Genomic DNA, 26501 nt, shown 5'->3' on the forward strand with positions numbered 1-26501 from the left:
GCCCGGGTATGAAAAGACCGGGCCGCAAGAACGCCTCTCGGCGGAAGGCCGCTCAAAGCGGCAAAAATTGGAGCCCGGGGTTATGCGGCCCGGCCGATCAATAATAACGCGATACGGCGAGTGCTATTCCCGACCTCTAGGCTCATTCTCATGAACTGGCGCTTCGCATTGATGATCGACCCCGTCGCCGCTGGTGAGGAACGCGCCGATTTCGGCGACACGTTCACGGCAGTGGATGCTGCCGCTCCGGCCCTCAGCGTCGGCGAACTCAGCACGCAGCGCGGAGACGGCGTCTTCGAGTCGATCGGTGTGATCGACGCCCACGCGCAGGAGGTGGTGCCGCATCTGGAGCGGCTCGCCCATTCGGCGAAACTGTGCGACCTGCCCGTTCCGAATCTCGTGCAGTGGCGTCAGGCGGTTGATCTGGCGGCGGCGCAGTGTCCGGCGGGGGAGTCCGTCATCAAGCTCATCCTCAGCCGGGGTGTCGAGCACGGGCCGACGCCCACCGCGTGGGTGACGGCGGCGCCGGCATCCGACTTCACCGCGTCGCGCGAACGCGGGATCAGAGTCGTCACGCTCGATCGCGGCTACGACCTGAGCGCGGCGGAGCGGGCCCCGTGGCTGCTGCTCGGGGCGAAGACGCTCTCGTACGCTGTGAACATGGCGGCACTGCGTGAGGCGCATCGTCGCGGCGCCGACGACGCGATCTTCCTCTCCAGCGACGGCTTCGTACTGGAGGCGCCGACGGCCTCGCTCATCCTCCGTTTCGGCGACCGATTCGTGACGCCGGCGCCGAACGGCGGCATCCTGCACGGCACCACGCAGTTGAGCGTCTACGAGCACCTCGCGGCGCGTGGTTTCGACGTCGGGTACGCCCAGGTGCCGGCATCCGACCTCTCCCGAGCGGATGCCGCCTGGCTGGTGTCGAGCGTCCGCCTCGCTGCCCCGATCACCGCCGTCGACGAGATGGCGCTGCCGGTGGACCATGCCCTCACCGCGGAGCTGAACCGGTACCTGCTGTCGCCCCGCGACTAGCGCCTTGAGACGAAGCGCCCAGAAACGCAGAAGTGCCCGGGGACCGAAGTCCCCGGGCACTCAGGCCAGACGAGCCGGGACTTATCCGAATCGGCCGGACACGTAGTCCTCGGTGGCCTGCACGGACGGGGTCGTGAAGATCGACTTGGTGTCGTCGAACTCGATGAGCTTGCCCGGCTTTCCGGTGCCGGCGATGTTGAAGAAGGCGGTCTTGTCGGATACGCGCGACGCCTGCTGCATGTTGTGCGTGACGATCACGATCGTGAACTCGTTCTTCAGCTCGCCGATCAACTCTTCGATCGCGTACGTCGAGATGGGGTCCAGCGCGGAGCACGGCTCGTCCATCAGGAGCACTTCGGGCGAGACGGCGATCGCACGGGCAATGCACAGGCGCTGCTGCTGGCCGCCGGACAGGCCGGAGCCGGGCTTGTCGAGCCGGTCCTTGACCTCGTTCCACAGGTTCGCGCCGATCAGCGACTTCTCCACGAGTGCGTCCTGATCGCTCTTGGACATGCGGACGTTGTTCAGCTTGACCCCCGCGAGCACGTTCTCCTTGATCGACATCGTCGGGAACGGGTTCGGACGCTGGAAGACCATGCCGACCTGACGCCGCACGAGCACCGGGTCGACGCCGGGGCCGTAGAGGTCCTTGCCGTCGAGCAGTACCTCACCCTTGACGCGCGCGCCCGGGATGACCTCGTGCATGCGGTTCAGGGTGCGCAGGAAGGTGGACTTGCCACATCCGGACGGACCGATGAAGGCGGTCACGCTGCGGGGCTGGATCTCGAGGGAGACGCCCTCGACGGCGAGGAAGTCGCTGTAGTAGACGTTGAGGTCGTTGACTTCGATGCTCTTGGACACTTCTGTTTCCTTACGGATGGAGTCGGGAGGCTCAGCGGCCGTTGGTCTTCGGGGAGAACCACTTCGCGATGAGGCGCGCGAGCAGGTTCAGCACCATGACGATGAGGATCAGGGTGAGGGCGGCGGCCCATGCCCGATCGAGGGAGGCCTCGGGATTCGTGCCCTGGTTCATGTACTGGTTGTACGCGAACACCGGCAGGGTCATCATCTGGCCGTTGAAGATGTTCGTGTTCAGGCTCTGCGTGAAGCCGGCCGTCAGCAGCAGAGGTGCGGTCTCGCCGATAACACGCGAGATGGCGAGCATGACCGAGGTGGTGATGCCGGCGATCGACGTAGGCAAGACGACCTTGAGAATCGTCAGCCACTTCGGAACGCCCAGTGCATACGACGCCTCGCGAAGCTCGTTCGGGACGATCTTGAGAAGCTCCTCGCTTCCGCGGACGACGACCGGCGTCATCAGCACGGCAAGGGCGAGCGCTCCCATCATGCCCATCGAGATGCCCGGGCGGACGAGCAGGGCGAACATGGCGTAGATGAACAGGCCCGCGACGATCGACGGAATGCCGGTCATCACGTCGACGAGGAAGGTGATCGCCTTCGCGATCTTGCCGCGACCATATTCGACCAGGTAGATCGACGTCATCAAGCCGACCGGCACCGAGATGACGGTCGCCGTGAGAGTGATCAGGAGGGTACCCCAGATCGCGTGCACGATTCCGCCGCCGTCGCCGACGACGTTCCGCATCGAGAAACTGAAGAACTCGGCGTCGAAGCGCTGGATCCCGTTCGCGACGACCGTCCACAGCAGTGACACCAGCGGCAGCAGCGCGATGAGGAACGCCGTGGCGACGAGTGCCGTCATCAGTCGGTCGACCGCCTTGCGGCGGCTCTCGGCGATCGAGGAGATCACCGTGATCAGGACCATGTAGAGAAGGATGCCGACGACGCTGGCCCCGGTGATGTTGAAGTCAGCGAGATCCGCTCCGATCGCCGCCACACCGAACACGGCGAAGGCGATCACGAATGATGCGGCGAGCAGGGCCCACGGAGCCCACTTCGGCAACTTGCCGGAAGTGAGAGTCGCCGCGGGGGCGGGGGCGGGGGCGGTGAGGACGGTCATATCAGTTCGCTCCCGAGAACTCGGCGCGGCGGGCGACGATCCAGCGCGCCAACGCGTTGACCACGAAGGTCACAACGAAGAGGATGAGGCCGGTCGCGATCAGCGTGTTGACGCCGGTGCCGTGCGCCTCGGGGAAGGCCAAGGCGATATTCGCCGGGATGGGAGTCGGATTCGTGGCGGTCAGCACCAGGAAACTAACGACCGCGGAGGGCGAGAGCACCATGGTCACGGCCATCGTCTCTCCGAGTGCCCGGCCGAGCGCCAGCATTGCGGCCGAGACCATGCCGCCTCGAGCGAACGGGAGAACGGCCATCCGCACCATCTCCCAGCGAGTCGCCCCCAGAGCCAGTGCGGCCTCCTCATGGAGCTTCGGAGTCTGCAGGAACACCTCGCGGCAGATCGCCGTCATGATCGGGATGCACATGACCGCGAGCACGAGGGCCGCGGTGAGGATCGTCTTCCCGGTGGAGGAGACCTGGCCGCCGAAGAACGGGACCCAGGAGGCGTGGGTGCTCAGCCAGGCGTAAATCGGCTGGAGCAAGGGAGCGAGCACGAGACCGCCCCAGAGGCCGAAGACCACGGACGGAACCGCCGCGAGCAGGTCGATGATGTAGCCGAGGATCGCGGCGAGACGGCGGTGGGCGTAGTGCGAGATGAACAGGGCGATGCCGATGGCGATCGGGGCCGCGATCAGCAGAGCGATGAACGAGGCCCAGAGAGTGCCGAAGACGAGCGGCCAGACGTAGACCCAGAACGACTCGCCCTTGAGGATGTGGTTGTCGCTCGTGTCCAGCTGGAACGCCGGGAGGCTCTGGATGAGAAGGAAGGCGGCCACCGCGGCGAGGACGACGAGGATGATGGTCCCCGCTCCGAGCGCGGTGCCGGAGAAGACCCGGTCGCCGAGTCGCTGCTTGGCCTTGATCGGGGCGGGCGGCGCCTGTGTCGGCGCCGGAGTCGGTGCCTGCGCGATCGTGCTCATGGTCTCCCTGTTTCGGGCGGAATCGGGTGGATCGGGTGCTGACTCATCGAGGCCCCCGCGCCCGGTTCGGACGCGGGGGCGACGAGATCAGCGCTCAGCCGTCAAGGCCGGATCAGCTGACCTTGATGAGATCGATCGCGGTCAGGACCTGCTCGCGCAGACCATCGGAGATCGGTGCGCTGCCGGCGTTCTCCGAGGCGGCGTCCTGTCCTTCGGCGCTCGCGATGTACTGGAAGTACGCCTTCACGAGCGCTGCGACGTTGGTGTCCTCGTACTCCTCGCACCCGATCAGGTAGCTGACCAGAGCGATGGGGTAGGCGCCGTCGCTGGCCGAGGCCGGGTCGACATCGAAGACGAGGTCGCCATCGCCGCGGCCTTCCACCAGGGGCGAGTTCTCGACGAGCTTCGATGCGGCCTCAGCGGAGTACGCGACGAACTCCTCGCCGACGCCGACATGGACCTGGCCGAGGTCGCCGACCTGTGAGGCGTCGGCGAAGCCGATTGCGCCGTTGCCGGCGGTGATGGCCTGGACGACACCCGAGGTGCCCTGAGCGGCTTCGCCGCCTTCGATCGGCCATACGTCAGCCGGCTCGTGCGTCCACACGTCGGGGGCCGTTGCCTGGAGGTACTTGGTGAAGGTCTCCTGCGTGCCGGAGGGGTCGGAGCGGTGGACCGGCGAGATCGCCAGGTCGGGGAGCTTCGCGTCCGGGTTCAGTGTTGCGATGGCGCCGTCGTTCCACTTGGTGATGGTGCCGGCGAAGATGCCCGCGATCGTCTTGGCGTCGAGGTTCAGAGTGTCGATGCCTTCGAGGTTGAACGCGACGGCGACCGGCGAGATGTAGAGCGGGACCTCGACGATGGCGTCGCTGGTGCAGGCGCCGAAGCCGCCGGCGGCGACCTCGTCGTCGTTGAACGCGCGGTCGGAGCCGATGAAGTTGCTGCCGCCCTCGAGGAAGTTCTCACGTCCCGTGCCCGATCCGGTGGGCTCGTAGTTGACCGTGACGTCGGGGTTTGCGGTCTGGAACGCGGCGACCCACGCTTCCTGGGCGGAAGCCTGCGAGGAGGCGCCCGTGGCGTCGACGGTGCCGGAGAGTGTGGACTCTGTGGGCTCCTCGGCGGAGCCGGTGCCGCCTTCGTTCGCGGCGCAGCCGGCGAGCGCGAGGGCGGCGACGGCGCCGATGGCGCCGATTCGTGCGATTCGGGAGATCTTCACTGTGGATCCGTTCGATCGTGGATGGGGTAGAGGCCCGGTGCAGGGCACACAGTGACGCTAGACGCGGCGGTTAACGAGACTCTCCCGCGCAGGTGAACGGGAGGTGAACGACCGGCAACCCTCTGGGGCGGCTCTCCCGCACCCGAAAGCGACGTTCAGACCTTCGGAACGTGCGTTTCGATGGCGATGATGCCCGAGCCCGGGTTCGTGGCGGAGAGATGCACGACAGAGAATGCGGCGGGCTCGAGGTCGGCGGCGCTGGAGAGGTAGGAGCCGCGAATGGTCCCGGTGGCCAGCGAGATCTCGGCGAGCAGTCCTGGCAGCACGGGCCCGTGGCTGCACAGGACGGCCGGCTTTCCGGATCGCACGCGTCGGCCGACGATCGATCGGAGGTCGGCGGTGCCGTCCTCCCAGGCGTCCTGACTGATCTGCTCGGTCCGCACGGCCTTGCGCTCCAGGGACTTCGCGAGCGGCTTCACGGTGTCGACGCAGCGAACGGCATCGCTGGTCACGATCTTGCGTATTCCGAAGGCGCGCAGCGGCCCGACGATCGACTTGGCCTGGTGGCGGCCGCGTTCGCTGAGCGGACGCGCGGCATCCGCTCCGTCCCATTCTGAGCGGGAGAGCGCCTTCGCATGCCGCAACGCCACGATCGGGAACGTGTGCAGGACGCCGTCGTCGACGAGATTGTCGAAGAAGTCCAGGATCTCCAGATCGACCGGGTAGCTCAGACGCGCGCGTGCCTTCTTCACGCTGACCCATTCGATCGCGGCGATCTCCCGGTTCGGCACGAACGTCGATGCGCGAATAGCGTCTTCCGTCGCTTCCGCCGCCCAGTAGTGCACGACCTTCTGCTTCGTCGACGCGAGGTGGTAGCGGCTGACACCGACGGGGACGCCCAGCGACACGCGGATGCCCGTCTCCTCGTGCACCTCGCGCACCGCCGTCTCGGCGAGCATCTCGCCCGGATCGACCTTGCCCTTCGGCAGCGTGACGTCGCGATACTTGGTCCGGTGGATGAGCAGAATGCGCAGCTTGCCGTCGACGATGCGCCAGACGACGGCGCCGGCCGCGTACACGGCCTTCTCGACCGTCTTCGGGCGCGCCAGGCTCTGCGCCGACGTGGATCCCTCAGCCTGGCGAACAGTCATCGCACCGACCGTGAGCGACGACGCTTCTGGATCAACCCCATGGTCTGATCCTGCAGGTCGACCAGCGGATTGCCGTTCGCGTCCACGGCGTGGCGCTCCCATGCGCCTTCCGCACCCAGGTGCCAGGAGATCGTGCCGGGATCGAGAGCGAGGTCGAAGAACGTCAGCAGATCCTTGAGGTGCGCAGGATCGGTGACACGCACCAGGGCCTCGACGCGGCGGTCGAGGTTGCGGTGCATCATGTCGGCGCTGCCGATGTACACCTGAGGGTCGCCGTTGTTCTCGAAGGCGAAGATGCGCGAGTGCTCCAGATAGCGGCCCAGGATGCTGCGCACCGTGATGTTGTCGCTGATGCCGTCGAGGTCGACCCGGAGACTGCAGATGCCGCGCACCCACACATCGACTTTCACGCCGGCCGCGCTCGCGCGGTAGAGCGCGTCGATGATCTCCTCGTCGACCATCGAGTTCACCTTGATGCGGATGTGCGCCGGCTTGCCGGCCTCGGCGTTCTTGCGCTCGTTGTCGATCTGCCGGATGAGCCCCTTGCGCAGGTGCAGCGGAGCGACCAGCAGCCTCTTGAACTTCTTCTCGATGGCATAGCCGCTGAGCTCGTTGAACAGGCGGGTGAGATCCTTCCCGACCTGCGCGTCGGCGGTGAACAGGCCGAAATCCTCATAGATGCGGCTCGTCTTCGGGTTGTAGTTGCCGGTTCCGACGTGCGAGTAGTGCCGCAGCATCCCGTCTTCCTCGCGGATGACGAGAGCGAGCTTGCAGTGCGTCTTCAGCCCGACCAGGCCGTAGACGACGTGCACGCCCGCCTTCTCGAGCTTTCGGGCCCAGACGATGTTGTTCGCCTCGTCGAATCGAGCCTTGACCTCGACCAGTGCGAGCACCTGCTTGCCGGATTCTGCCGCGTCGATGAGCGCCTGCACGATCGGGCTGTCACCCGAGGTGCGGTAGAGGGTCTGCTTGATGGCGAGCACGTGCGGGTCGCGGGCCGCCTGCTCGAGGAACGCCACGACGCTGGTGGTGAAGGACTCGTACGGGTGGTGGACCAGCACATCGGATTTGCGGATCGCCTTGAAGATGTCGGCGCGGGTGCTCGAGCCGGTCGGCTGGAAGGCCACTGCCGTCGTCGGCAGGTGCGGCGGGAAGCGCAGGTCGGGGCGCTTGATGCGCCCGAGATCGAAGAGACCGCGCAGATCGAGAAGGCCGGGGAGGCGGTAGACCTCCTGGTCGGTGATGTCGAGCTCTTTCACCAGCAGGCCCATCGTGACGTCGTCCATGTCGTCGGTGATCTCGAGACGGATGGGCGGACCGAACCGACGCCGGAGCAACTCGGCCTCGAGCGCCTGGATGAGGTTCTCGCTCTCGTCCTCCTCGATCTCCATGTCTTCGTTGCGGGTGAGGCGGAAGGCGTGGTGATCGAGCACCTCCATGCCGGGGAACAGGTCGCCGAGGTGGTTGGCGATGAGTTCCTCCAAGCGCAGGAATCGCTGGATCTCGCCGGAGCCCGGCACCTCGACGAAACGGGGGAGCATCGGCGGCACCTTGAGGCGCGCGAACTCCTGACGTCCGGTTCGGGCGTTGCGGATGCGGATCGCGAGGTTCAGTGACAGCCCGGAGATGTACGGGAACGGGTGCGCGGGGTCGACGGCCAGAGGCATGAGGACGGGGAACACCTGCAGCTGGAAGTACTCCGACAGTGCAGCGCGTTCGTCATCGGTGAGCTCGGACCATTCGGTGATCTCGATGCCGGCGTCCGCGAGGGCGGGGCGGACCTGCGAGGTCCACGCGTCCGCGTGGCGGAGCTGCAGCGCGTGCGCCTCGCGGGAGATGTCGGCGAGCGCGTCGGCTGGAGAGCGGCCGATGTTGGTCGGCACCGCGAGGCCGGTCATGATGCGGCGCTTGAGCCCGGCGACGCGCACCATGAAGAACTCGTCGAGGTTGCTTGCGAAGATCGCGAGGAAGTTCGCCCGTTCCAACTCGGGAAGCGAGGCGTCCTCTGCGAGCTCGAGCACGCGCTTATTGAAGGCGAGCCAGCTGATCTCGCGATCCAGGTAGCGGTGGTCGGGAAGCAGGGCATCCGGGGACTCGACGGCGTCGAAGTCGTCGTCTTCTGCGTCGCCGAGGCCGGCATCGGCGAGTGCGGGATCGATCATGGGGTACATCTAAGCACCGTGAGGTGACGCGCGTGTGAACGCGGATGCTTCGTCACCGTGCTGCGGCGATGGACTCGTCGTCGTACACATTGAACCGGTAGCCGACATTGCGGACGGTGCCGATGATCTGCTCCTGGTCGCCGAGTTTCGCGCGCAGGCGCCGCACATGCACATCGACGGTGCGGGTGCCTCCGAAGTAGTCGTATCCCCAGACCTCGCTGAGCAACTGCTCCCTGGTGAACACCCGTGACGGATGGGTGGCCAGGAAGTGCAGCAGCTGGAACTCCTTGTAGGTGAGGTCCAGGGGTTTGCCGTGCAGTTTCGCCGAGTACGACTGCTCGTCGATGGTGATGCCGGACGCCTGCACGCGGGTGGGAGCGGCGGCATCGTCGCGTCGCGCCAGAGCCAGGCGGATGCGGGCATCGGCCTCCGCAGGACCGGCGGTCGAGAGCAGCACGTCGTCGATGCCCCATTCGCCGGAGACGGCGCTCATGCCGCCCTCGGTCACGACGAGCAGCAGCGGCGAGTCCTGCCCGGTGGCGCGCAGCAGACGGCACAGCGACTTCGCCGCGGCGAGGTCCTGCCTGCCGTCGACGATGACGATGTCATATTCGGGCGCATTGATCAGCCGTGCGGGCTCCGCAGGGATCTGGCGCACTCGATGGCTGAGCAGTTCGAGCGCGGGAAGGACCTCCTCCGAAACCGGAGCGTTGGTCAGAACCAGCAGCAGGGCCACGCACTATCCTTCCGAGACGACGGTCGACGCCGTGGGGCCATGATACCGGCACCGGATGCGCAACAATGGAGCCATGTCCGAACCGGCACTCGCCCCCCGTAACCCGTTCATCGCGGTCTTCGGCGTGTGGGCTGCAGCTTTCCTCGCGAGCATCGCCATCGGCATCTTCGTGCCGGAGGAATGGCGGGTGCCGTGGATGCTCGTGGCCTTCGGCGGTGTCGTACTGCTCTCCTTCGCCGTGCAGCTCTGGTACGGCCGCACGCAAGGGTTCATCTTCCGGGTTGCGGGCAGCGCTACAGGGGCACTGCTGATCATGGGGCTGATCTCGGTCGGCTTCGGTCTCGCTGCGCTCATCCCCTCCTGACCAGGTGGGGGTAATGTGGGAGACATGGATCTCCTGGCGCTCGAACTCTTCTTCATCGGCCTGCTGGGCCTGGCGAGCCTCGCGATCGCCTTCGTCTCTGGCGTCGTGCTGCTGAACCTCTTCCGCGGCCAGCGCTGAGCTGATCGTGCTCGAACTGCCCACCGACCTTCCGGCCGACATCGTGCCTCTTTCCTGGCTGATCGGCGTCTGGGAGGGCACTGGCGTCATCGACTACACGATCGGCGAGCGTCGCCTGCAGGGCGAATTCGCGCACCGCGTGAGCTTCAGCCATGACGGCGGCCCGTTTCTGAACTACTCCGGTACGGCCACCTTCACCGCTGACGATGATTCCGATCCGGTCCAGCTGATTGCCGAGGTCGGGTTCTGGCGGCTGTCGCGCGCAGCGACGGATGCCGACGCGGGACCCGCGTTGCTGCCTCCGCTCGATCTTGCCGTCGTCCGCACTGTCGACGACGTGGAAGAGCTGCGTGGCGCCGGGGGCGGCTTCCCGATCGAAGTATCGCTGGCGCATGCCGACGGGACGCTGGAGCTGTACCTCGGCGAGATCAGCGGGCCGCGCATCGATATCGCATCCGACGCGATCGTCCGCGGCGCCGGAGCCAAGGAGTACGGTGCGGCGACGCGCATGTACGGGCTCGTCGACGGGCACCTGCTGTGGGCATGGGACATCGCCGCGCTCGGCACGGCTCTCAGCTCGCATGCGTCCGCCCGACTGGCGAAGGTCTGACGTGGCCGGCTTCGGGGAGATCGAGGGAGCCGTCGCCGGCGACAGAGGGTTCGCGCACTTCGGCGATCCGATCCGGGAGCAGCGCCGACTCATCGCCGGCACGGCGATCGCACCGCTCGATGACCGCATGATCGTCGAGGTCACCGGTCCGGAACGCCTGAGCTGGCTGGATTCGATCACCTCCCAATCGGTCGCGCGCTTGGCGCCGGGCGAGAGCACGGAACTGCTCGTCCTCGACCCGCAGGGCCGAGTGGAGCACGCCGCCGGTGTACTCGACGACGGGACCACGGCCTGGCTGATCGCCGACGCCGCTGATGCGGAACCGCTCGGCGCCTGGCTGTCCCGCATGGTCTTCCGCACGCAGGTCACCGTGGCGGTCCGGTCGGATCTCACGCTTCTCGGTTTCGTCGACGGCGGCACGGCGGCCGCGACGGCGACGGCCGCGGCCTTCGCGCCGAACGGCACCGCCCTGGTGTGGGCCGACCCCTGGCAGCAGGTGCGCGCCGGCGGGCACCAGTACGCCGAGATCGCAGATCACCCCGGAGCCGGCCTGGCCTGGCGAGTGGCGATCCTCGAGGCGGCACCGGCCGAGGCCCTCGCCGTTGCGCTCGCTCATGATGAGGTCGCCGGCCTCCTCGCTGCGGAGGCCTTGCGGGTAGCGGCCTGGCGACCGCGCTGGGCGGCTGAAGTCGATGAGCGCTCCCTGCCGCACGAGTCGGACTGGATCCGCAGTGCGGTGCATCTCAGCAAGGGCTGCTACCGCGGCCAGGAGACGGTCGCCAAGGTGCACAACCTCGGTCACCCGCCGCGCCGGCTGGCTGCTCTGCATCTCGATGGCAGCGACGACGTGCTTCCGGAATCAGGAGCGCCGGTGTTCGCGGGCGATGACGAGGTCGGTCACATCACCTCCGCCGTTCGTCACCATGAGGAAGGACCGATCGCGCTCGCCATCCTCTCTCGGCGCACTCCGATCGGCGACCTCGTCGTCCGCGCGGACGGGGTCGACATCGCGGCGGCGCAGCAGGTGATCGTTCCGGCGGATGCTGGTGCGACGGCCGATATCCCGCGACTCACGCGCCTCTCCCGCCGGCCGACGGCACCGGATCCCCGGGACGGCTGAGCCGCCTACAGCGGAGCCACCGCGTCCCACGGCAGCGTGAGCTCGCCCAGGCGCCAGCGGGTGCGGCCGCCGCGTACCGGCCAGCCCAGATCGCGCAGTGCCGCCACCGTGGCGAGGAAGCGCTGGGTCGCGCCGAATGTCGACAGCGAAGCGGCTCTGGCCCACTCGCGGTCGAGGTCGGTGAGCAGAGCGTGGATGCGTTCACCGGGGACGTTGTGATGGATCAGGGCCTTCGGCAGACGCTCGGCCACGATGCTCGGATGTTCCAGCTCTGCCAGGCGCAGGGAGATCGTGAAGCGCACCGGCTGCCCGTCCGGGGTCACGTCGACCCAGCTGGAGACGCGGCCGATCTCGTCGCACGTGCCCTCCACGAGCAGCCCGTCGGGGGCCAGTCTCGCGGCCATCGCGCGCCAGGCCGCGGCGACATCTGCCTCGTCGTACTGGCGGAGCACGTTCATCGCGCGGATGATGGCGGCGCGTCTGCCGTCGGGGAGCGGCACCTCGAACCCGCCCCTGGCGAAGGAGACGCGGATATCCGGCGGGAACGGCGTGCGGCCGGCGCGCACCTCTTCGAGCTGCTCGCGAGCCGTGGCGACGCGCACAGGATCGATTTCCAGGCCGATCACTTCGGCGTCGGATCGCACCTGCCGCAGTCTCGCGGCGAGTTCGAACGCCGTCACGCCGCTCGCCCCGTAGCCGAGATCGACGATGAGCGGATCGGGAGAGGAGCGGAACGCGCTGCTCACGGCGATCCAGCGATCGCTCCGGCGGAGACGGTTCGTCCCGGTGGTGCCCCGAGTCGGCCGGCCGAGTGGAGATGACGCCATGAGTCAATCCTTCCAGCCCGCGGGCGTGGTCGACGACCTCCCCGATAAACTGGCCGCATGACTGCGACGCGCACCCTGATCCTGCTCCGCCACGGCCGGAGCGAGTGGAACGAACTGAATCTCTTCACCGGTTGGGTGGATGTCCGCCTGAACGAGCAGGGCAAGGCAGAGGCTCAGCGCGGTGGCGAGCTGCTCGCCGAAGCCGGCATCCTCCCCGATGTCCTGCACACCTCACTGCTCAGCCGCGCGATCCAGACCGCGAACATCGCGCTCGATGCCGCCGATCGCCTGTGGATTCCGGTCACCCGCTCCTGGCGTCTCAACGAGCGCCACTACGGCGCACTGCAGGGCAAGGACAAGGCCCAGACGCTCGCGGAATTCGGCCCGGAGCAGTTCCAGCTGTGGCGTCGTTCCTTCGATGTGCCGCCGCCCCTGCTCGACGACGACAGCGAGTTCAGCCAGGTGAACGACCCGCGTTACGACGGCATCGACGGCGAGGTGCCGCGCACCGAGTCGCTCAAGCTGGTCATCGATCGGATGCTGCCTTATTGGGAGAGCGCCATCGTTCCCGACCTCGAGGCGGGCAAGACCGTGCTCGTGACGGCGCACGGCAACTCGCTGCGCGGTCTCGTCAAGCACCTCGAGGGCATCAGTGATGACGACATCGCCGAGCTCAACATCCCCACGGGCATCCCGCTGGTGTACGAGCTCGACGAGAACAACGTCCCCACCGGGCCCGGGCGCTACCTCGATCCCGAGGCCGCCGCAGCCGGTGCCGCAGCGGTCGCCGCGCAGGGCAAGAAGTAGTACTCAGAGATCGTGGGTCAGCTCTTCGCTGACCCACGATCTCAGAGTGGTGGGCGTGGTGGACACGACCGTGCGAGCCTGCTCCGGTGTGAAACCGTCGCGCAGTCCCGTTGACATGCCGAGCAGCGCTTCGGCCGCGGACTGTGAGATGCCCGCAGACAGGTAGATGCGTCGCATCTCATCGTCCGCGATCTGCTCGGCCTTCACGGGAGTTCCCCGCTCGGACGCCAAGATCGCGGCGACATCGTTCCAACTGAGATCCGCAGGTCCGTGGACGGCTTGCACCCGGCGTCCGGACCATGACGTGCTCAGGAGCAGGCCGGCGGCCACGTCCGCGATGTCTCGCGGGGCCACCCAGCTCATCCGAGAGTCGGGCGGCAGCAGCACCGGAATCGTTCCAGACCGGATCGCGTCGAGCTGCATGACCAGGTTCGTGAAGAAGTATCCGCAGCGCAGGTGCGTGACGTCGATGTCGAGCTCATCCAGGGCCATCTCCGTCGCGGCGAGCCCGTCGATCTCGCCGGCGCCGTGGCGCTTCTCGGCTCCGACGCTGCTCTGGAAGACGACCCGGCCTATGCCGTTGGCGGTGACCGCGGCCGTCACAGCCTCGGTCGCCCTTGCGTAGTCCGCGAGCGGGTCGTCGGTCATCGACGGCGGGTCGACCCAGTACAGGGCGTCCACGCCGCGAGTCGCGTCAACGATCTCCCCGGCGTTCAGGGAGTCGGCTTCGGCGACGTCAGCGACCTCCCGCAGTTCGTCGTCCATTCGACTCCTGTCGCGCATGACGAGGAGGGGCCGCACTCCCGCCCTGACGAGGGCGCGTGCGAGGTGGTGTCCGACGTGGCCGTTGGGGGTGGTGACGGCGATGCGCATGATCGCTCCTTTCGTCCGTGGTCCCTCACGATACGAGCAGTTAAGGTCTGATCCTGTCCGTATCTATATGCGAGGCTGGACGGATGGCGACGCCGACAGAACGCGCACTGCAGTTGCTCTCGCTCGTGCAAGGAGGAGGCGAGCTGCCCGTCGACATGCTCGCTCGACGACTCGAGGTGAGCGAGCGCACGGTACGGCGTGATGCCAGGCGATTGCGCGATCTCGGATATGACGTGAGCGCCCGGACAGGTCCTGGCGCGAGTTATCGGCTGCGCCCGAGCGTGAAGATCCCGCCGCTGCTGCTCAGCGAGGATGAGATCGCCGCAGTCGCGGTCGGACTCGGGATGCTCGCCGCGTGGAAGCCCGCCGATGAAGCCGCCGCATCCGCGGCCGCCAAGCTGACGTCGTTGCTGCCGCCGCGGCTGGCGCGGCGGGCGCGCGCCGTGTCCCTGTCGACCCAGGTGCTGCACGCGGATCGTCCGGCGATCGACATGGCCACGATGGGGGTGCTCGCCGATGCTGTCGCGAACGCGACGCGGGTACGGTTCGCCTACAGGGACAGCCGCGAACGTGCGTCGCTGAGGCAGGTGGAGCCGTACCGGCACGTCCTGCGGGGCAATCGCTGGTACCTCGTCGGTTTCGACGTGGATCGGGATGCCTGGCGATTGTTCCGACTCGATCGCATCCGTGACGCCGAGAGCGGGTCTGAGCGTGCGGCGGAGCGGACGTTTCCCGAGGAGTCAGTGGAGCAGTGGTTGGCGACCGACTTCGGTCGTGAGCCGAAATCCCCCGTCGGGGACGACGTGAGGTCGTCCCCGACGGGGGATCGGCGAGGGCGGTGACGAGCGCGTAGGCGCCCGCAACGGGTGGCTAAGCGTGTCCCTGCACCTGCTGCTCGACGGCGAGGGGAATGTCCTGCTCGTCGACCTGCCAGTCGCCGGTCGCGAGGTAGACCACCTTCTTCGCGACGGCGACCGCGTGATCGGCGAAGCGCTCGTGGTAGCGGCTGGCGAGCGTCGCGTCGACCGTCGCCGTCGCCTCGCCCTTCCAGTTGTCGCTGAGGACCTTCTCGAACACGGTGGCGTGCAACTCGTCGACATCGTCGTCCGCGTTGCGGATGATGTCGGCGTAACGGAGGTCCTGCGTGCGCAGCAGTTCGGACAGGGTGCGGGAGATCTCGACGTCCAGCTCGCCCATCTTCACGAAAGTGCCCTTGAGGCCCTTCGGGATGGCGCGCTCGGGGAAGCGCAGTCGGGCGAGCTGCGCGATGTGCTCGGACATGTCGCCCATGCGCTCCAGCGAGGCGCTCACCCGGAGTGCCGTCACCACGATGCGCAGATCGCGCGCGACCGGCTGCTGACGGGCGAGGATCTCGATGGCCTGCTCGTCGAGGGTGATGGCGAGGGCGTCGATGTTGGCGTCGTCGGCGATGACCTCTTCGGCCAACGCCACATCGCTCGTCGCGAACGCACGCGTCGCCTTGTCGATCGACACCGTGACGAGGTCAGCGATCTCTACGAGCTTGGACTGCAGATCCTCGAGGGACTGGTGGAAGACTTCGCGCATGGCGGCGCAACCTTTCATTCATGTCTCGACGGGCGTCATCCGGCCGAGAGGGTGGGCTGAGCTGCCGCACAGGCCCGAAGCGATTCTGTGCCTCGAAGGTTAACGAACGGTGCCCAGCATATGAACAGTACTTCGCTGACCGCGTGGATGGCCAGGAAACCCGCCAGCGGCCCGGTGAACACACTCTACGCTTGAGCCATGAGCACGCCGCAGATCGCCCTGATCGCACTGGCCATCGGCCTGGTCATCGGTGTCGGCCTGTCGATGATCGTGGTGTGGGCGTACCGTGCCAGAGCTCGCGCCGAGGAAGAGACCTCGGTCGTCATCCCCGACGGTGTCGCGGACGTGCTGCGCAGCATGGATGACGCCGCCTGCGTCGTCGACACGTCGGGGCTCGTGCTCGCGCGGTCGCATGCCGCGACCCGCTTCGGAATCGACGTCGGTGCGAATCTGGAGAATCAGGAGCTGCGTCAACTGGTGCGCAGTGTGCGGTCGACGGGGGGAACCGATACCGAGACGATGCGGATCACCCGCGGCGGCCTCAGTCTCGATCCCCGCCTCGTCTCAGCCAGGGCGAGCGTGCTCGGCTCACGATTGATGCTGCTGATCATCCGCGACGTCACGGAGCAGGAGCGCCTCGATCAGATGCGTACCGACTTCGTGGCCAACACCAGTCATGAGCTGAAGACGCCGGTCGGTGCTGTCAGTCTCCTCGCCGAGGCGATCGAGTCGGCGGCAGACGATCCCGCCCAGGTGCGGATCTTCGCTGCGCGGATCCTCGCCGAGGCGACCAGGCTCGGTCAGCTCACCGGCCGCATCATGAGCCTCTCCCGCTTGCAGGCGGCAGACGGCCTCGCAGAGGTGAATCCGGTCGCGATCGACGAGGTGATCACCGCCTCGATCGAAGCGAACGGCGTGCAGGCGGATTCCGCGGGCGTCGAGCTCACCCGTGGCGGCGACCGCGGTGTGTGGGTGCGCGGTGATGCGCAGATCCTCATCGAAGCGGTCGGTAACCTCATCGCGAACGCCATCGTCTACTCGCCTCGCGGCTCGCGCGTCGGCGTCGGCGTCAAGGCCGACGGCGACATCGTGGAGATCGCCGTCGCGGATCAGGGCATCGGCATCTCGGAGACCGATCGCGAGCGGATCTTCGAGCGCTTCTACCGCGCCGACGAGGCCCGCTCCCGCCGCACCGGCGGCACCGGCCTCGGCCTGTCGATCGTCAAGCACGCGACGCAGCGCCACGGCGGCGAGGTGCTCCTGTGGTCGCGGCCGGGACGCGGCTCCACCTTCACCATCCGGCTGCCGCGCATCGATGCGCCGGAGTTCGTCGACCTGGACCAGAAGCGCAAGAAGCGCGAGAAGAAGCAGGCACGCAAAGCGGCGAAGGCCGCCAAAGCTGCCGTATCCGCGCGCACCCGAAACGGAGAACTCATATGACCCGCATCCTTCTCGTCGAGGACGAGCCCGATCTCGCCGACCCGCTCGCCTATCTGCTGCGTCGCGAGGGTTACGAGGTCGAGATCTCGGAGGACGGTCCCGGAGCCCTCACCGCCTTCCGTGAGCGCGGCGCGGACATCGTGCTTCTCGATCTCATGCTCCCAGGGATGCCGGGAACCGAGGTGTGCCGTCAGATTCGCTCGACCTCGGCCGTGCCGATCATCATGCTCACGGCCAAGGACTCCGAGGTCGACATCGTGGTCGGGCTCGAACTCGGCGCCGACGACTACATCACGAAGCCGTACTCCTCGCGCGAGTTGCTCGCGCGAATGCGCGCGGTGCTGCGCCGAGTCGTGCAGGCCGAGAGCGAGCTCGATGAGCGTGTGCTGGACGGCGGGCGTGTGTCTCTCGACATCGACCGCCACACGGTCACGGTTGCGGGCGACCTGATCAACATGCCGCTCAAGGAATTCGAACTGCTCGAGGTCCTGATGCGCAATTCCGGGCGGGTGCTCACGCGCGGTCAGCTCATCGATCGCGTGTGGGGGAGCGACTACTTCGGCGATACGAAGACGCTCGACGTGCACATCAAGCGCATCCGTTCGCGCATCGAGGTCAACCCTGGCGAGCCGGTGATGCTGGTCACGGTTCGCGGGCTCGGATACCGCTTCGAAGGCTGAGAGCCAGCCTCGCGGGCGCGCTTCGCGTCCGATCAGACGAGAAGAGGCCGGTCACCCCGTGGGGTGCCGGCCTCTTCTTTCGTTCTGGAAGGTCAGTTCGAAGGAGCGGACGTCGCGGTGTCGGTCGGCACAGGTACGGGTGTGCTCTCCGGCACGGATACCGGCTTCGCCTCGGAAGGCACCAGGTCTGCGTAGTAGGGGAGGGATCCGTCCAGCACGGGGATCTCGGCCTTCGTGCCGGTGGAATCTCCGGACTGGAAGTGGATCTCGACCGTGGAGCCGGGCATGCTGTCGAGGTCGATGATGCGCAGCGGCTCCGCGTCGGCGCCGAGGCTGATCGTCTCGCCGGCCGAGACGGTGACCACGAACGGGGCGATGCCCGCGAGCGTGATCGTCATCGTGGCGCGCTCTTCGGTGGGGTTCACGATCGCACCGACGAGGTTGCCGATGGAGCCGTCCTCGGTGGCGACGATGAAGGCGTTGCGGACGACGAGAGGGCCGTCGGCGTCGGAGACGTTCACGCCGTCGGACGAGGGATACTCGATCGTCGTCGCCTGAGGCGTGAGGAAGGTGCACCCCGTTGCGCCGAGAAGAACGAGGGCGCTGACAGCAGCAGCGGCGACAAGGCGCGATTTCACGGGTCCTCCTGAGGTCCGGCGGGGTGTCCGTGATCCATTCTATGGGTATGCGCGCGGGGGATCGGAGACGATGAGGCGCGAACCTTAGCGCATATCCCCTGTGGTATCCTTGAGGTTGCCGAAAGGACACGTTTTTATGCTTTTTGAGGTTGGCGAAACAGTCGTCTATCCGCACCATGGGGCCGCGACCATCATCGAGGTCAAAGATCGCATCATCAAGGGCGAGACGAAGAAGTATCTGAAGCTCAACGTCACGCAGGGCGACCTGATCATCGAGGTGCCGGCGGAGAACGTCGACCTCGTCGGCGTTCGCGATGTGATCGGCAAGGAGGGCCTCGACCATGTGTTCGAGGTGCTGCGTGCCCCGTTCACCGAGGAGCCGACGAACTGGTCGCGCCGTTACAAGGCGAATCTTGAGAAACTCGCCTCCGGCGACGTGATCAAGGTCAGCGAGGTCGTGCGCGACCTGTGGCGTCGCGATCAGGACCGTGGCCTGTCCGCGGGTGAGAAGCGGATGCTGGCGAAGGCTCGCCAGATCCTCATCTCCGAGCTCGCACTCGCCGAGAAGGTCGACGAAGACAGGGCCGGTGCCGTGCTTGACGAGGTTCTCGCCTCGTAACGACCGGGACTTTTCTTGAAGAGGGCGGATGCTTCGGCATCCGCCCTCTTCGTCGTTTCCGGTCGCCGCAGGTAACGTGTGCGTGTGACTCTGCTTCCCGTGCCCCACGTGGCCATCATCGTCGTCGCGGCCGGCTCCGGCACCCGCCTCGATGCGGGTGCACCCAAGGCTTTCGTCGGCATCGACAGCCGCCCGATCCTCCGGCATGCGCTCGACGGCGTCTTCGCGGCCGCACCCGCACAGGTGATCGTCGTCGCCCCCGCCGGATTCGAGGGGGATGCCGAGACCGAGCTGCTCGCCGCCGCGGGCGGGAGGAGCGATCTCGGCCGTGTCGTCACGGGCGGTGGCACGCGTCAGCAGTCGGTGGCGGCGGGGCTCGCCGCGCTCTGGGGCGACGTGACGACCGTGCTCGTGCATGATGCGGCGCGGGCATTGACGCCCTCGTCGCTCATCGACGCCGTCGTCGCCGCCGTGACGGACGACACGGGAGTCATTCCCACACTGCCGGTGGTGGACACCCTCAAGAAAGTCGACGGCGGCGCGGTCGTCGGTGCCGTGGACAGGTCGGAGCTCGCCGCGGCGCAGACGCCGCAGGGGTTCCCGCGCGGACATCTCGAATCCGCCTACGCGGCGGCTCTCGCCTCGGGTGCGGAGTACACCGATGATGCCGCGCTGTTCGCCGCAGCGGGCCATGCGGTCCGACACATCGACGGGGCGGCGCGCGCGTTCAAGATCACCACCCCTGCCGATCTGGTGCGCGCTCGGCAGCTGCTGTCCGCGGCTCCGGCCCCCGCCGCCGCGATCCCACGGGTCGGCATCGGCACCGACGTGCACGCATTCGGAGGCGAGGGGAATCTCTGGCTCGCCGGTCTCGAGTGGCCGGGGGAGCAGCCGCTGTCCGGACATTCCGACGGCGATGCGGTCGCCCACGCGATCGTCGATGCTTTGCTGGGGGCGGCGGGACTCGGTGACATCGGAGAGCATTTCGGCACGGCCCACCCGGAGTACGCGGGCGCGCACGCGGAGGTCTTCCTGGCCCGCACCCGGAACCTGCTGGCGGACGCGGGGTTCACGATCGGGAACGTCTCCGCGCAGTTCCAGGGCAACCGCCCGCGATTCAGTGCTCGCCGATCGGAAGCGGAACAGGTGCTCTCTGCCGCGCTCGGCGGAGTGCCGGTATCGGTGACCGCGACGACGACCGACGGGCTGGGATTCCCCGGGCGAGGCGAGGGCATCTCCGTGACAGCCGTCGCGATGGTGTACCCGGTCGAGCAGGCACGATGAACGAGCTCTCCTTCCGGCAGCCGCGTCGTACCCTCATCCTGGTGCTCGGGCTCGCGTACCTGGTCGTGGTGCTCACGCTGATGATCATCAACTTCGATGCGCTCGCCGAGATCGTCAACGACATGGCCGCAGGGGGTGCGAAGGGCACCGGGATGCTCGTCGGAGCGGTCGTCTTCATCCCGCTCATCGCGCTCGCCGCGGTGTCGATGCAGCGCGTGCACCTGCGTCGCGATGCCGACACCCTCACGGTGCGGATCGGGAGCGCGGAGAAGCACCTGCGCAATGGCGACATCGCGCGGTACACGGTGAACACCCCGCGTGTGGGCACCATCCGGCTGCTGGCGCCCGACGGCTCGATGCTCCAGGAGTTCAACCCCCGGATGCAGGATTACCGGCGAGTGCTGGAACTGGTCGATCACGGCGGTCGGTACGCCGAAGTCGAACGACGTACTGCCTTCCGCGGCAGGGTGAACGTCGTCACCTACGAGCGGTCACCGCGGCCGGTATCACCGCCGCGCTGAAGGGCGCGGGACACACTCAGGGGACGAGGGAGCGGGCCGAGTAGGCTTGAGCGGTGACTCTCCGCCTCTACGACACCCGCGCACAGCAGCTGCGCGACTTCGTGCCGCTCGACGCCGGAAACGTCACGATGTACGTCTGCGGTCCGACGGTGCAGTCCGGCCCGCACATCGGGCACGTCCGCGCCGCGCTGAGTTTCGATCTGCTGCGCCGCTGGCTCGAGCGCCGTCATGGCCGTGTGACCTTCGTGCGCAACGTCACCGACATCGACGACAAGGTGCTGGCGAATCACACGGACGCCGAACCGTGGTGGGCGCTCGCCTTCCGGTTCGAGCAGGAATTCACCGCCGCATATGGCGCAGTCGGCATCCTCGCGCCCACCTATGAGCCGAGGGCGACAGCATCCGTCCCGCAGATGCAGGACATCATCGCGGCGCTGATCGAGCGCGGTCACGCGTACCCTGCATCCGATGGTTCGGGGGACGTCTACTTCGACGTGCGTTCCTGGTCCGACTACGGCTCGCTCACCAATCAGTCGGCCGACGCGATGGAAGCCGCGCAGGACGCGGACCCGCGCGGAAAACGCAACCCGCAGGACTTCGCCCTCTGGAAGGGTGCGAAATCGGACGAGCCGGCAGATGCGACCTGGGCATCGCCCTGGGGCGCTGGGCGGCCCGGCTGGCACATCGAGTGCTCGGCCATGGCGAAGCGCTATCTCGGCGCGGAGTTCGACATCCACGGCGGTGGCCTCGATCTGCGCTTCCCGCACCACGAGAACGAGCTGGCCCAGTCGACGGCTGCCGGCGACGGATTCGCGCGGTACTGGGTGCACAACGGCCTGGTCAACGTCAACGGTCAGAAGATGTCGAAGTCGCTCGGAAACTTCACGCTCGCCGCCGACGTGCTGACCGCGCACGACCCGCTCGTCGTGCGTTACGCGCTGGCCGCTGCGCACTACCGGTCGAACATCGACCTGTCGGATTCGTCGTGGGCAGAGGCGGAGGCGGCGATCGGGCGCATCCGCGCGTTCCTCGAGCGGGGAACGCGAATGGCGAAGCCGGGCTGGGGCGAGGCCGAGGAAGGTCTTCCGAACGAGTTCGTCGAGGCGATGGATGACGATCTCTCCGTTCCTCGCGCTCTGGCGGCGATCCACAACAGCATCCGCTCCGGCAATGCTCTCCTCGACGCGGGGGAGCACGCCGCAGCGAGACAGGATGTGATGGACGTCACTCAGATGACGAACATCCTCGGAATCAATCCGCTGTCGCGAGAGTGGCGAACGACGGACGGCGGACCATCCGCCTCCGCGCTCGACACCCTCGTGCAGACGATGATCACCCAGCGTGCACAGGCACGCGCAGACAAGGACTGGGCTGCGGCTGACCGCATCCGCGACGCGATCGCGGCTGCGGGCATCACGCTCGAAGACGGCCCGGACGGAACACATTGGAGTATCGATGGTTAAGCCTCAGCGCCCCGGCGCAAGCAACGGCAAGAAGAAGGGCCCGCTGAAGGGCACCGGTGGCCTCGGCCGCAAGGCGCTCGAAGGGCGCGGACCGACTCCGAAGGCGGAGGACCGCGCCTGGCACCCCGCGGGGAAGCGCAAGGCTGCGGCCGAGCGTTTCGCGGCCTCGGGTGGCAAGGGCAAGCCGGGCGCACGTTCGTCATCCGGCGGCAGCCCGAACCGCTCCGCTCGTGCGAAGGACAACACCTCCGACACCGAGACGGTCACCGGGCGCAATTCCGTGCTCGAGGCGCTCCGTGCGAAGATCCCGGCGACGGCGTTCTACATCGCGCAGCGCGTGGAGATGGACGACCGCGTCAAGGAGATGCTGTCGATCGCCACGAACCGCAACATCCCGGTGCTCGAAGTCACCCGACAGGAACTCGACCGGATGGCCGGCTTCGACGGTGTGCACCAGGGCGTCGCCCTGAAGGTTCCGCCGTATGAGTACGCGCACCCGCAGGACCTGCTCGAGAAGGTCATCAGCCGTGGCCAGGTGCCGCTGTTCGTCGCACTGGACGGGGTCACCGACCCGCGCAACCTGGGCGCGATCATCCGCTCGGCCGCTGCTTTCGGCAGCCAGGGGATCATCCTCCCGCAGCGTCGCTCGGCCGGCGTCAACTCGGCAGCCTGGAAGACGAGCGCCGGAGCGGCAGCACGTATTCCGGTCGCGCTCGCGACGAACCTGACGACCCAGCTCAAGGAGTTCAAGAAGCAGGGCGTCTTCGTGCTCGGCCTCGACGGCGACGGCGACGTCTCGCTCCCGGATCTTGAGCTCGCCGACCGGCCCGTCGTGATCGTCGTCGGTTCCGAGGGCAAGGGCCTCTCGCGCCTGGTCACCGAGACCTGCGACCAGGTCGTCTCGATCCCGATCAACGCGGCGACCGAATCGCTGAACGCCGGTATCGCGACCTCTGTCGCGCTCTACCAGGTCGCCACGATCCGCGCCGCCCGCTAGAAGCACACCCTCCCGAAAGGAAACCGCATGGCTCGCATCGTCGTCCTCGGAGGAACCGGCTACGCCGGCCGCCACATCGTCTCCGAGGCGGTGAGTCGAGGGCATGAGGTGATCTCGGTCTCCCGGTCGACGCCGTCTGACCCGGTCGACGGCGCCCTGAGCGTTCAGGGATCCGTGCTCGATCTCGCCTCGCTCGGCGACGTCTTCGACGGGGCAGATGCGGTCGTCTCGTCTCTCTCGCCGCGCGGTGACATGGAGCACGAGATGCTCGGTGTGGTCTCCAGCCTGATCACGAGGTTCACCGGCACAGCCACCCGGCTCGGTGTGGTCGGCGGCGCCGGTGGCAGCCTTGTCGCGCCTGGTGGCCCTCGGCTCTTCGACCAGGGTTTCCCTGAGGAGTACAAGCACGAGGCTCAGGTGGGCATCGACTCTCTCGCACTGCTGGAAGGGGCGGATGCCGGGCTGGACTGGTTCTTCATCCATCCGGCCGAGGTGTTCGGACCGTGGGCCGAGGGTGAGCGAACCGGGCGCTACCGCGACGGTGGCGACGTGATCGTCCGCGACGCTGAGGGCCAGTCGTTCATCTCGGGAGCGGACTTCGCGATCGCGGTCGTCGATGAGATCGAGCAGCCGAAGCACCGCCGTGGGCGGTTCACCGTCGGCTACTAGACGAGATCGCGCCAGTCGACGTCGTCCTCATCGTCGCCGGACACCGGCGTCGCACCGGTGATGACCGGGAGGCTCATGGTCTCGGTCGGCGGCCCCATGATCGTGGCCTCGTCGCGACGGTGCCGCAGCACATCGTTGATGTAGCTCGTCAGCACTTCGGCCAGGGGCACGGCGCGGCCCTGCGCCTGGGAGAGGTACCACCGGTGCTCCAGCACCTGGTGAAACACCTCGGCCGGCTCCAGCTTCGCCCGTAGCTCGTACGGGATCGCGCGCACGACCGGCTCGAACACGCGCGTCAGCCACTCGTGCGCGTACATCTCCTCGTCCACCCACTGCTTGGTCGAGCGGGCGCGGAACTCGTCCAGATCGTTCAGCAGTCGACGGGCCTGGTTCTCCTCGACGTCGAGTCCGGTGAGCCGGATCAAGCGGCGCTGGTGGTGCCCGGCATCCACCACCTTCGGCTGGATCTCGACGAGAGTGCCATCCGCAGTCGTCGACATCGACATCTCGTCGATGTCGAAACCGAGAGCGTTGAGACGCTCCACCCGCTCGGTGATCCGCCATGTCTCGGCGGCGGCGAACGACTCTCCGGCGGTGAGTGCCGCCCAGAGCGAGCGGTACGACGACACGAGACCGTCGGCGATCGCGACGGCATCCACGCCGTGCTCGAGGCGGCCGCCGGCAGCCAGGTCCATGATCTCGCCGGCGATGTTCGTCCTGGCGATGTCCAGATCGTACGCGCGCTGCCCGTCGGTGAGACCTTCCTCGTGCAGCTCTCCGGTCTCGGCATCGACCAGGTAGGCGGCGAATGCGCCCGCGTCGCGTCGGAACAGGGTGTTCGACAGCGAGACGTCTCCCCAGTAGAAGCCGACGTTGTGCAGCCGGACCAGGAGCAGCGCGAGGGCATCGACGAGGCGGGTGGCGGTGTCTGGGCGGAGCACGCGGGTGAACAGCGCACGATACGGCATCGAGAAACGGAGATGCGAGGTGACCAGGGCCGCGGGGAGAGGTGCGCCCGCCGTATCCGTCCGCCCGGCGATCACCGCGACGCGACTCACGCACGGCACGTCGAGGCGTCCGAGATTGCCGAGCATGTCGTACTCGCGCTGCGCCATCTCCGTCGTCGTCTCCTTGACGGCGATGACCCGCCCGGACAGATCCGCGAAGCGCACCAGATGACGCGAGAGACCCTTCGGGAGAGAAACGATGTGCTCCGAGGGCCATTTCGCCAAGGTGATCGACCAGGGCAGCGATAGCAGTCCGGGGTCGACGGTGCTGGCGGTGATCCTCAGTGCATCCTGCATGTGCTCTCCGGGGTGAAACGACGCGGCGCGGACGACCCGAGGGTCGCCCGCGCCGCGAGGGGTGTGGAACTCAGGAAGCCGAAGACGACGAGATGACCGGCTTGTCGTTCAGGCGCTCGCCCGACTCGATGTCGAACGCGTGCACGTGACCAGCGGACGCCGCGAGCGTGACCGTCTCGCCGGCGTTCGGGTGGCTGCGGCCGTCGACGCGTGCGACGAGGTCGGCGCGCTTGCCGTTGATCTCGGTGTGTCCGTAGAGGTAGCCGTCTGCGCCGAGCTCCTCGACGAGATCGACGACGACGGACAGGCCCTTGCCGTCTGCCGGTCCGACGACGATGTCCTCGGGACGCACGCCGACGGTGACCTGGCTGCCGTGTGCACGGCCGACGGTGTCGCGCTCGAGCGGAACGACCTCGGTTCCGAACCGGACGCCGCCTTCGGCGAGGTCGGCGCTGAACAGGTTCATCGCGGGCGAGCCGATGAAGCCGGCGACGAAGACGTTGTTCGGCTTCTCGTACAGGTCACGGGGCGTGCCGACCTGCTGGAGGAGACCGTCCTTGAGGACCGCGATGCGGTCACCCATCGTGAGCGCCTCGGTCTGGTCGTGCGTGACGTAGACGGTGGTGACGCCGAGGCGGCGCTGCAGCGACGCGATCTGCGTGCGGGTCTGCACGCGGAGCTTGGCGTCGAGGTTCGACAGCGGCTCATCCATGAGGAAGACCTGCGGCTGGCGGACGATGGCACGGCCCATGGCGACGCGCTGACGCTGACCACCGGAGAGCGCCTTCGGCTTGCGCGTGAGGTAGTCCTCGAGGTCGAGGAGCTTCGCCGCCTCGAGAACGCGGGTGGCGCGCTCGTCCTTGTTGACGCCGGCGATCTTGAGCGCGAAGCCCATGTTCTCGGCGACCGTCATGTGCGGGTACAGCGCGTAGTTCTGGAAGACCATCGCGATGTCGCGGTCCTTCGGCGGCACGTCGGTGACGTCGCGGTCGCCGATGAGGATGCGACCCGCGTTGACCTCTTCAAGGCCCGCGAGCATGCGGAGCGACGTGGACTTACCGCAACCGGAGGGGCCGACCAGGACGAGGAACTCGCCGTCTCCGACCTCGAGGTTCAGCTTGTCGACTGCGGGACGGGTGCCGCCGGGGTACAGGCGGGTCGCGTCGTCGAAAGTTACAGATGCCATTAGTGTTTCTCCTCACCGGCAGGTACGTGCCGGACGATCCGTTGTGATGGAAGCGGTGGAGTGACCCACCGGGACCCTTCTTTGGGTCGCGATCAGTATGGCATGAAACGGCGCACCTGGGTATTTCCCAGCCAGCCT

The 26501-nt window shown here is 67.4% G+C and carries 27 protein-coding genes; 14 read left to right on the forward strand and 13 right to left on the reverse strand.

All coding sequences use genetic code 11. The features are described from left to right. Positions 1-150: 150 nt before the first annotated feature. Positions 151-1035, forward strand: a complete 885-nt coding sequence (locus LTA6_RS11580; protein ID WP_407357871.1) for an aminodeoxychorismate lyase — start codon at positions 151-153, stop codon at positions 1033-1035. Between the two features lie 81 nt (positions 1036-1116). On the opposite strand, the gene pstB is transcribed toward LTA6_RS11580, so the two are convergent. From pstB to LTA6_RS11615, 7 genes are all read right to left on the reverse strand, one after another. Further along, on the reverse strand, positions 1117-1896 hold the full coding sequence (pstB, locus tag LTA6_RS11585; protein WP_363548317.1) for a phosphate ABC transporter ATP-binding protein PstB: 780 nt from the start codon (positions 1894-1896) through the stop codon (positions 1117-1119). Positions 1897-1927: 31 nt separating this feature from the next. Beyond that, positions 1928-3016, reverse strand: a complete 1089-nt coding sequence (gene pstA / locus LTA6_RS11590; RefSeq protein WP_363548315.1) for a phosphate ABC transporter permease PstA — start codon at positions 3014-3016, stop codon at positions 1928-1930. Between the two features lies 1 nt (position 3017). Then, positions 3018-3995 carry a phosphate ABC transporter permease subunit PstC gene (pstC, locus tag LTA6_RS11595; protein ID WP_363548314.1) on the reverse strand — a complete coding sequence of 326 codons (978 nt, stop codon included), beginning with the start codon at positions 3993-3995 and terminating at the stop codon, positions 3018-3020. Between the two features lie 112 nt (positions 3996-4107). Then, on the reverse strand, positions 4108-5208 hold the full coding sequence (locus tag LTA6_RS11600) for a phosphate ABC transporter substrate-binding protein PstS (protein WP_363548312.1): 1101 nt from the start codon (positions 5206-5208) through the stop codon (positions 4108-4110). A gap of 155 nt (positions 5209-5363) precedes the next feature. After that, the gene (locus LTA6_RS11605; protein ID WP_363548310.1) at positions 5364-6359 is read right to left on the reverse strand and encodes an NUDIX hydrolase; all 996 of its coding nucleotides are present in this window, start codon (positions 6357-6359) and stop codon (positions 5364-5366) included. Further along, entirely contained in the window at positions 6356-8521 is a 2166-nt protein-coding gene (locus LTA6_RS11610) for an RNA degradosome polyphosphate kinase (RefSeq protein ID WP_407357872.1), read from the reverse strand. Before LTA6_RS11610 ends, LTA6_RS11605 begins: the two co-directional genes overlap by 4 nt. Before the next feature lie 52 nt (positions 8522-8573). Further along, positions 8574-9257 carry a response regulator transcription factor gene (locus LTA6_RS11615; protein WP_341973896.1) on the reverse strand — a complete coding sequence of 228 codons (684 nt, stop codon included), beginning with the start codon at positions 9255-9257 and terminating at the stop codon, positions 8574-8576. Positions 9258-9330: 73 nt separating this feature from the next. On the opposite strand from LTA6_RS11615, the gene LTA6_RS11620 reads away from it, so the two are divergent. The 3 genes from LTA6_RS11620 to LTA6_RS11630 all read left to right on the forward strand — a co-directional run bounded on the left by LTA6_RS11620 (position 9331) and on the right by LTA6_RS11630 (position 11489). Next, entirely contained in the window at positions 9331-9621 is a 291-nt protein-coding gene (locus LTA6_RS11620; protein WP_341973897.1) for a hypothetical protein, read from the forward strand. Between the two features lie 145 nt (positions 9622-9766). Continuing rightward, a complete protein-coding gene (locus tag LTA6_RS11625; protein WP_407357873.1) occupies positions 9767-10369 on the forward strand; it encodes an FABP family protein in 603 nt (200 codons plus the stop codon). A gap of 1 nt (position 10370) precedes the next feature. Next, positions 10371-11489: a YgfZ/GcvT domain-containing protein gene (locus LTA6_RS11630; RefSeq protein ID WP_407357874.1), complete on the forward strand. Its 1119-nt coding sequence runs from the start codon at positions 10371-10373 to the stop codon at positions 11487-11489. A 5-nt stretch (positions 11490-11494) separates the two neighbouring features. Here the strand turns inward: LTA6_RS11630 and LTA6_RS11635 are convergent, their stop codons facing one another. Then, positions 11495-12316, reverse strand: a complete 822-nt coding sequence (locus tag LTA6_RS11635) for a class I SAM-dependent methyltransferase (protein WP_407357875.1) — start codon at positions 12314-12316, stop codon at positions 11495-11497. A 57-nt stretch (positions 12317-12373) separates the two neighbouring features. On the opposite strand from LTA6_RS11635, the gene LTA6_RS11640 reads away from it, so the two are divergent. Then, positions 12374-13123 (forward strand): phosphoglyceromutase, encoded by a 750-nt coding sequence (locus LTA6_RS11640; protein WP_341973901.1) that lies wholly within the window; start codon positions 12374-12376, stop codon positions 13121-13123. Between the two features lie 3 nt (positions 13124-13126). On the opposite strand, the gene LTA6_RS11645 is transcribed toward LTA6_RS11640, so the two are convergent. Then, positions 13127-13996, reverse strand: a complete 870-nt coding sequence (locus tag LTA6_RS11645) for an NAD(P)H-binding protein (protein WP_407357876.1) — start codon at positions 13994-13996, stop codon at positions 13127-13129. A gap of 83 nt (positions 13997-14079) precedes the next feature. Here LTA6_RS11645 and LTA6_RS11650 point away from each other — a divergent pair, with 83 nt between their 5' ends. After that, on the forward strand, positions 14080-14838 hold the full coding sequence (locus LTA6_RS11650) for a helix-turn-helix transcriptional regulator (RefSeq protein WP_407357877.1): 759 nt from the start codon (positions 14080-14082) through the stop codon (positions 14836-14838). A 28-nt stretch (positions 14839-14866) separates the two neighbouring features. On the opposite strand, the gene phoU is transcribed toward LTA6_RS11650, so the two are convergent. Continuing rightward, positions 14867-15562, reverse strand: coding sequence for a phosphate signaling complex protein PhoU (gene phoU / locus LTA6_RS11655; protein WP_341973904.1), 696 nt, complete (start codon positions 15560-15562; stop codon positions 14867-14869). Between the two features lie 198 nt (positions 15563-15760). Between phoU and LTA6_RS11660 the strand changes: the two genes are divergently transcribed. Both LTA6_RS11660 and LTA6_RS11665 read left to right on the forward strand, forming a co-directional pair. Next, complete coding sequence (locus tag LTA6_RS11660) at positions 15761-17002, forward strand: ATP-binding protein (protein ID WP_363548293.1); 1242 nt, start codon at positions 15761-15763, stop codon at positions 17000-17002. Then, the gene (locus LTA6_RS11665) at positions 16999-17682 is read left to right on the forward strand and encodes a response regulator transcription factor (protein ID WP_341973906.1); all 684 of its coding nucleotides are present in this window, start codon (positions 16999-17001) and stop codon (positions 17680-17682) included. The genes LTA6_RS11660 and LTA6_RS11665 overlap by 4 nt, the downstream gene beginning before the upstream one ends. Before the next feature lie 92 nt (positions 17683-17774). Here the strand turns inward: LTA6_RS11665 and LTA6_RS11670 are convergent, their stop codons facing one another. Further along, positions 17775-18320 (reverse strand): DNA modification methylase, encoded by a 546-nt coding sequence (locus tag LTA6_RS11670; RefSeq protein WP_341973907.1) that lies wholly within the window; start codon positions 18318-18320, stop codon positions 17775-17777. A gap of 136 nt (positions 18321-18456) precedes the next feature. On the opposite strand from LTA6_RS11670, the gene LTA6_RS11675 reads away from it, so the two are divergent. The 6 genes from LTA6_RS11675 (at position 18457) to LTA6_RS11700 (ending at position 23873) form a co-directional block, all read left to right on the forward strand. Then, a complete protein-coding gene (locus LTA6_RS11675) occupies positions 18457-18939 on the forward strand; it encodes a CarD family transcriptional regulator (protein WP_341973908.1) in 483 nt (160 codons plus the stop codon). A gap of 84 nt (positions 18940-19023) precedes the next feature. After that, a complete protein-coding gene (gene ispD, locus LTA6_RS11680; RefSeq protein ID WP_407357878.1) occupies positions 19024-20223 on the forward strand; it encodes a 2-C-methyl-D-erythritol 4-phosphate cytidylyltransferase in 1200 nt (399 codons plus the stop codon). After that, positions 20220-20744: a hypothetical protein gene (locus LTA6_RS11685; protein WP_407357879.1), complete on the forward strand. Its 525-nt coding sequence runs from the start codon at positions 20220-20222 to the stop codon at positions 20742-20744. Before ispD ends, LTA6_RS11685 begins: the two co-directional genes overlap by 4 nt. Before the next feature lie 53 nt (positions 20745-20797). Next, a complete protein-coding gene (gene cysS / locus LTA6_RS11690; protein ID WP_407357880.1) occupies positions 20798-22207 on the forward strand; it encodes a cysteine--tRNA ligase in 1410 nt (469 codons plus the stop codon). Further along, complete coding sequence (gene rlmB, locus LTA6_RS11695; RefSeq protein WP_407357881.1) at positions 22200-23204, forward strand: 23S rRNA (guanosine(2251)-2'-O)-methyltransferase RlmB; 1005 nt, start codon at positions 22200-22202, stop codon at positions 23202-23204. Before cysS ends, rlmB begins: the two co-directional genes overlap by 8 nt. A 27-nt stretch (positions 23205-23231) precedes the next feature. Further along, entirely contained in the window at positions 23232-23873 is a 642-nt protein-coding gene (locus LTA6_RS11700; protein ID WP_363548286.1) for an NAD(P)H-binding protein, read from the forward strand. Here LTA6_RS11700 and LTA6_RS11705 read toward each other — a convergent pair. Together LTA6_RS11705 and LTA6_RS11710 are read right to left on the reverse strand one after the other, a co-directional pair. Next, the gene (locus tag LTA6_RS11705) at positions 23870-25177 is read right to left on the reverse strand and encodes a DUF4032 domain-containing protein (protein ID WP_407357882.1); all 1308 of its coding nucleotides are present in this window, start codon (positions 25175-25177) and stop codon (positions 23870-23872) included. The two genes, LTA6_RS11700 and LTA6_RS11705, sit on opposite strands and share 4 nt — an antisense overlap. Before the next feature lie 70 nt (positions 25178-25247). After that, on the reverse strand, positions 25248-26363 hold the full coding sequence (locus tag LTA6_RS11710; RefSeq protein ID WP_341973915.1) for a sn-glycerol-3-phosphate ABC transporter ATP-binding protein UgpC: 1116 nt from the start codon (positions 26361-26363) through the stop codon (positions 25248-25250). Positions 26364-26501 lie beyond the last annotated feature (138 nt).

It is taken from the genome of Microbacterium sp. LTA6 (assembly GCF_045690355.1).
Taxonomy (GTDB): Bacteria; Actinomycetota; Actinomycetes; order Actinomycetales; family Microbacteriaceae; genus Microbacterium.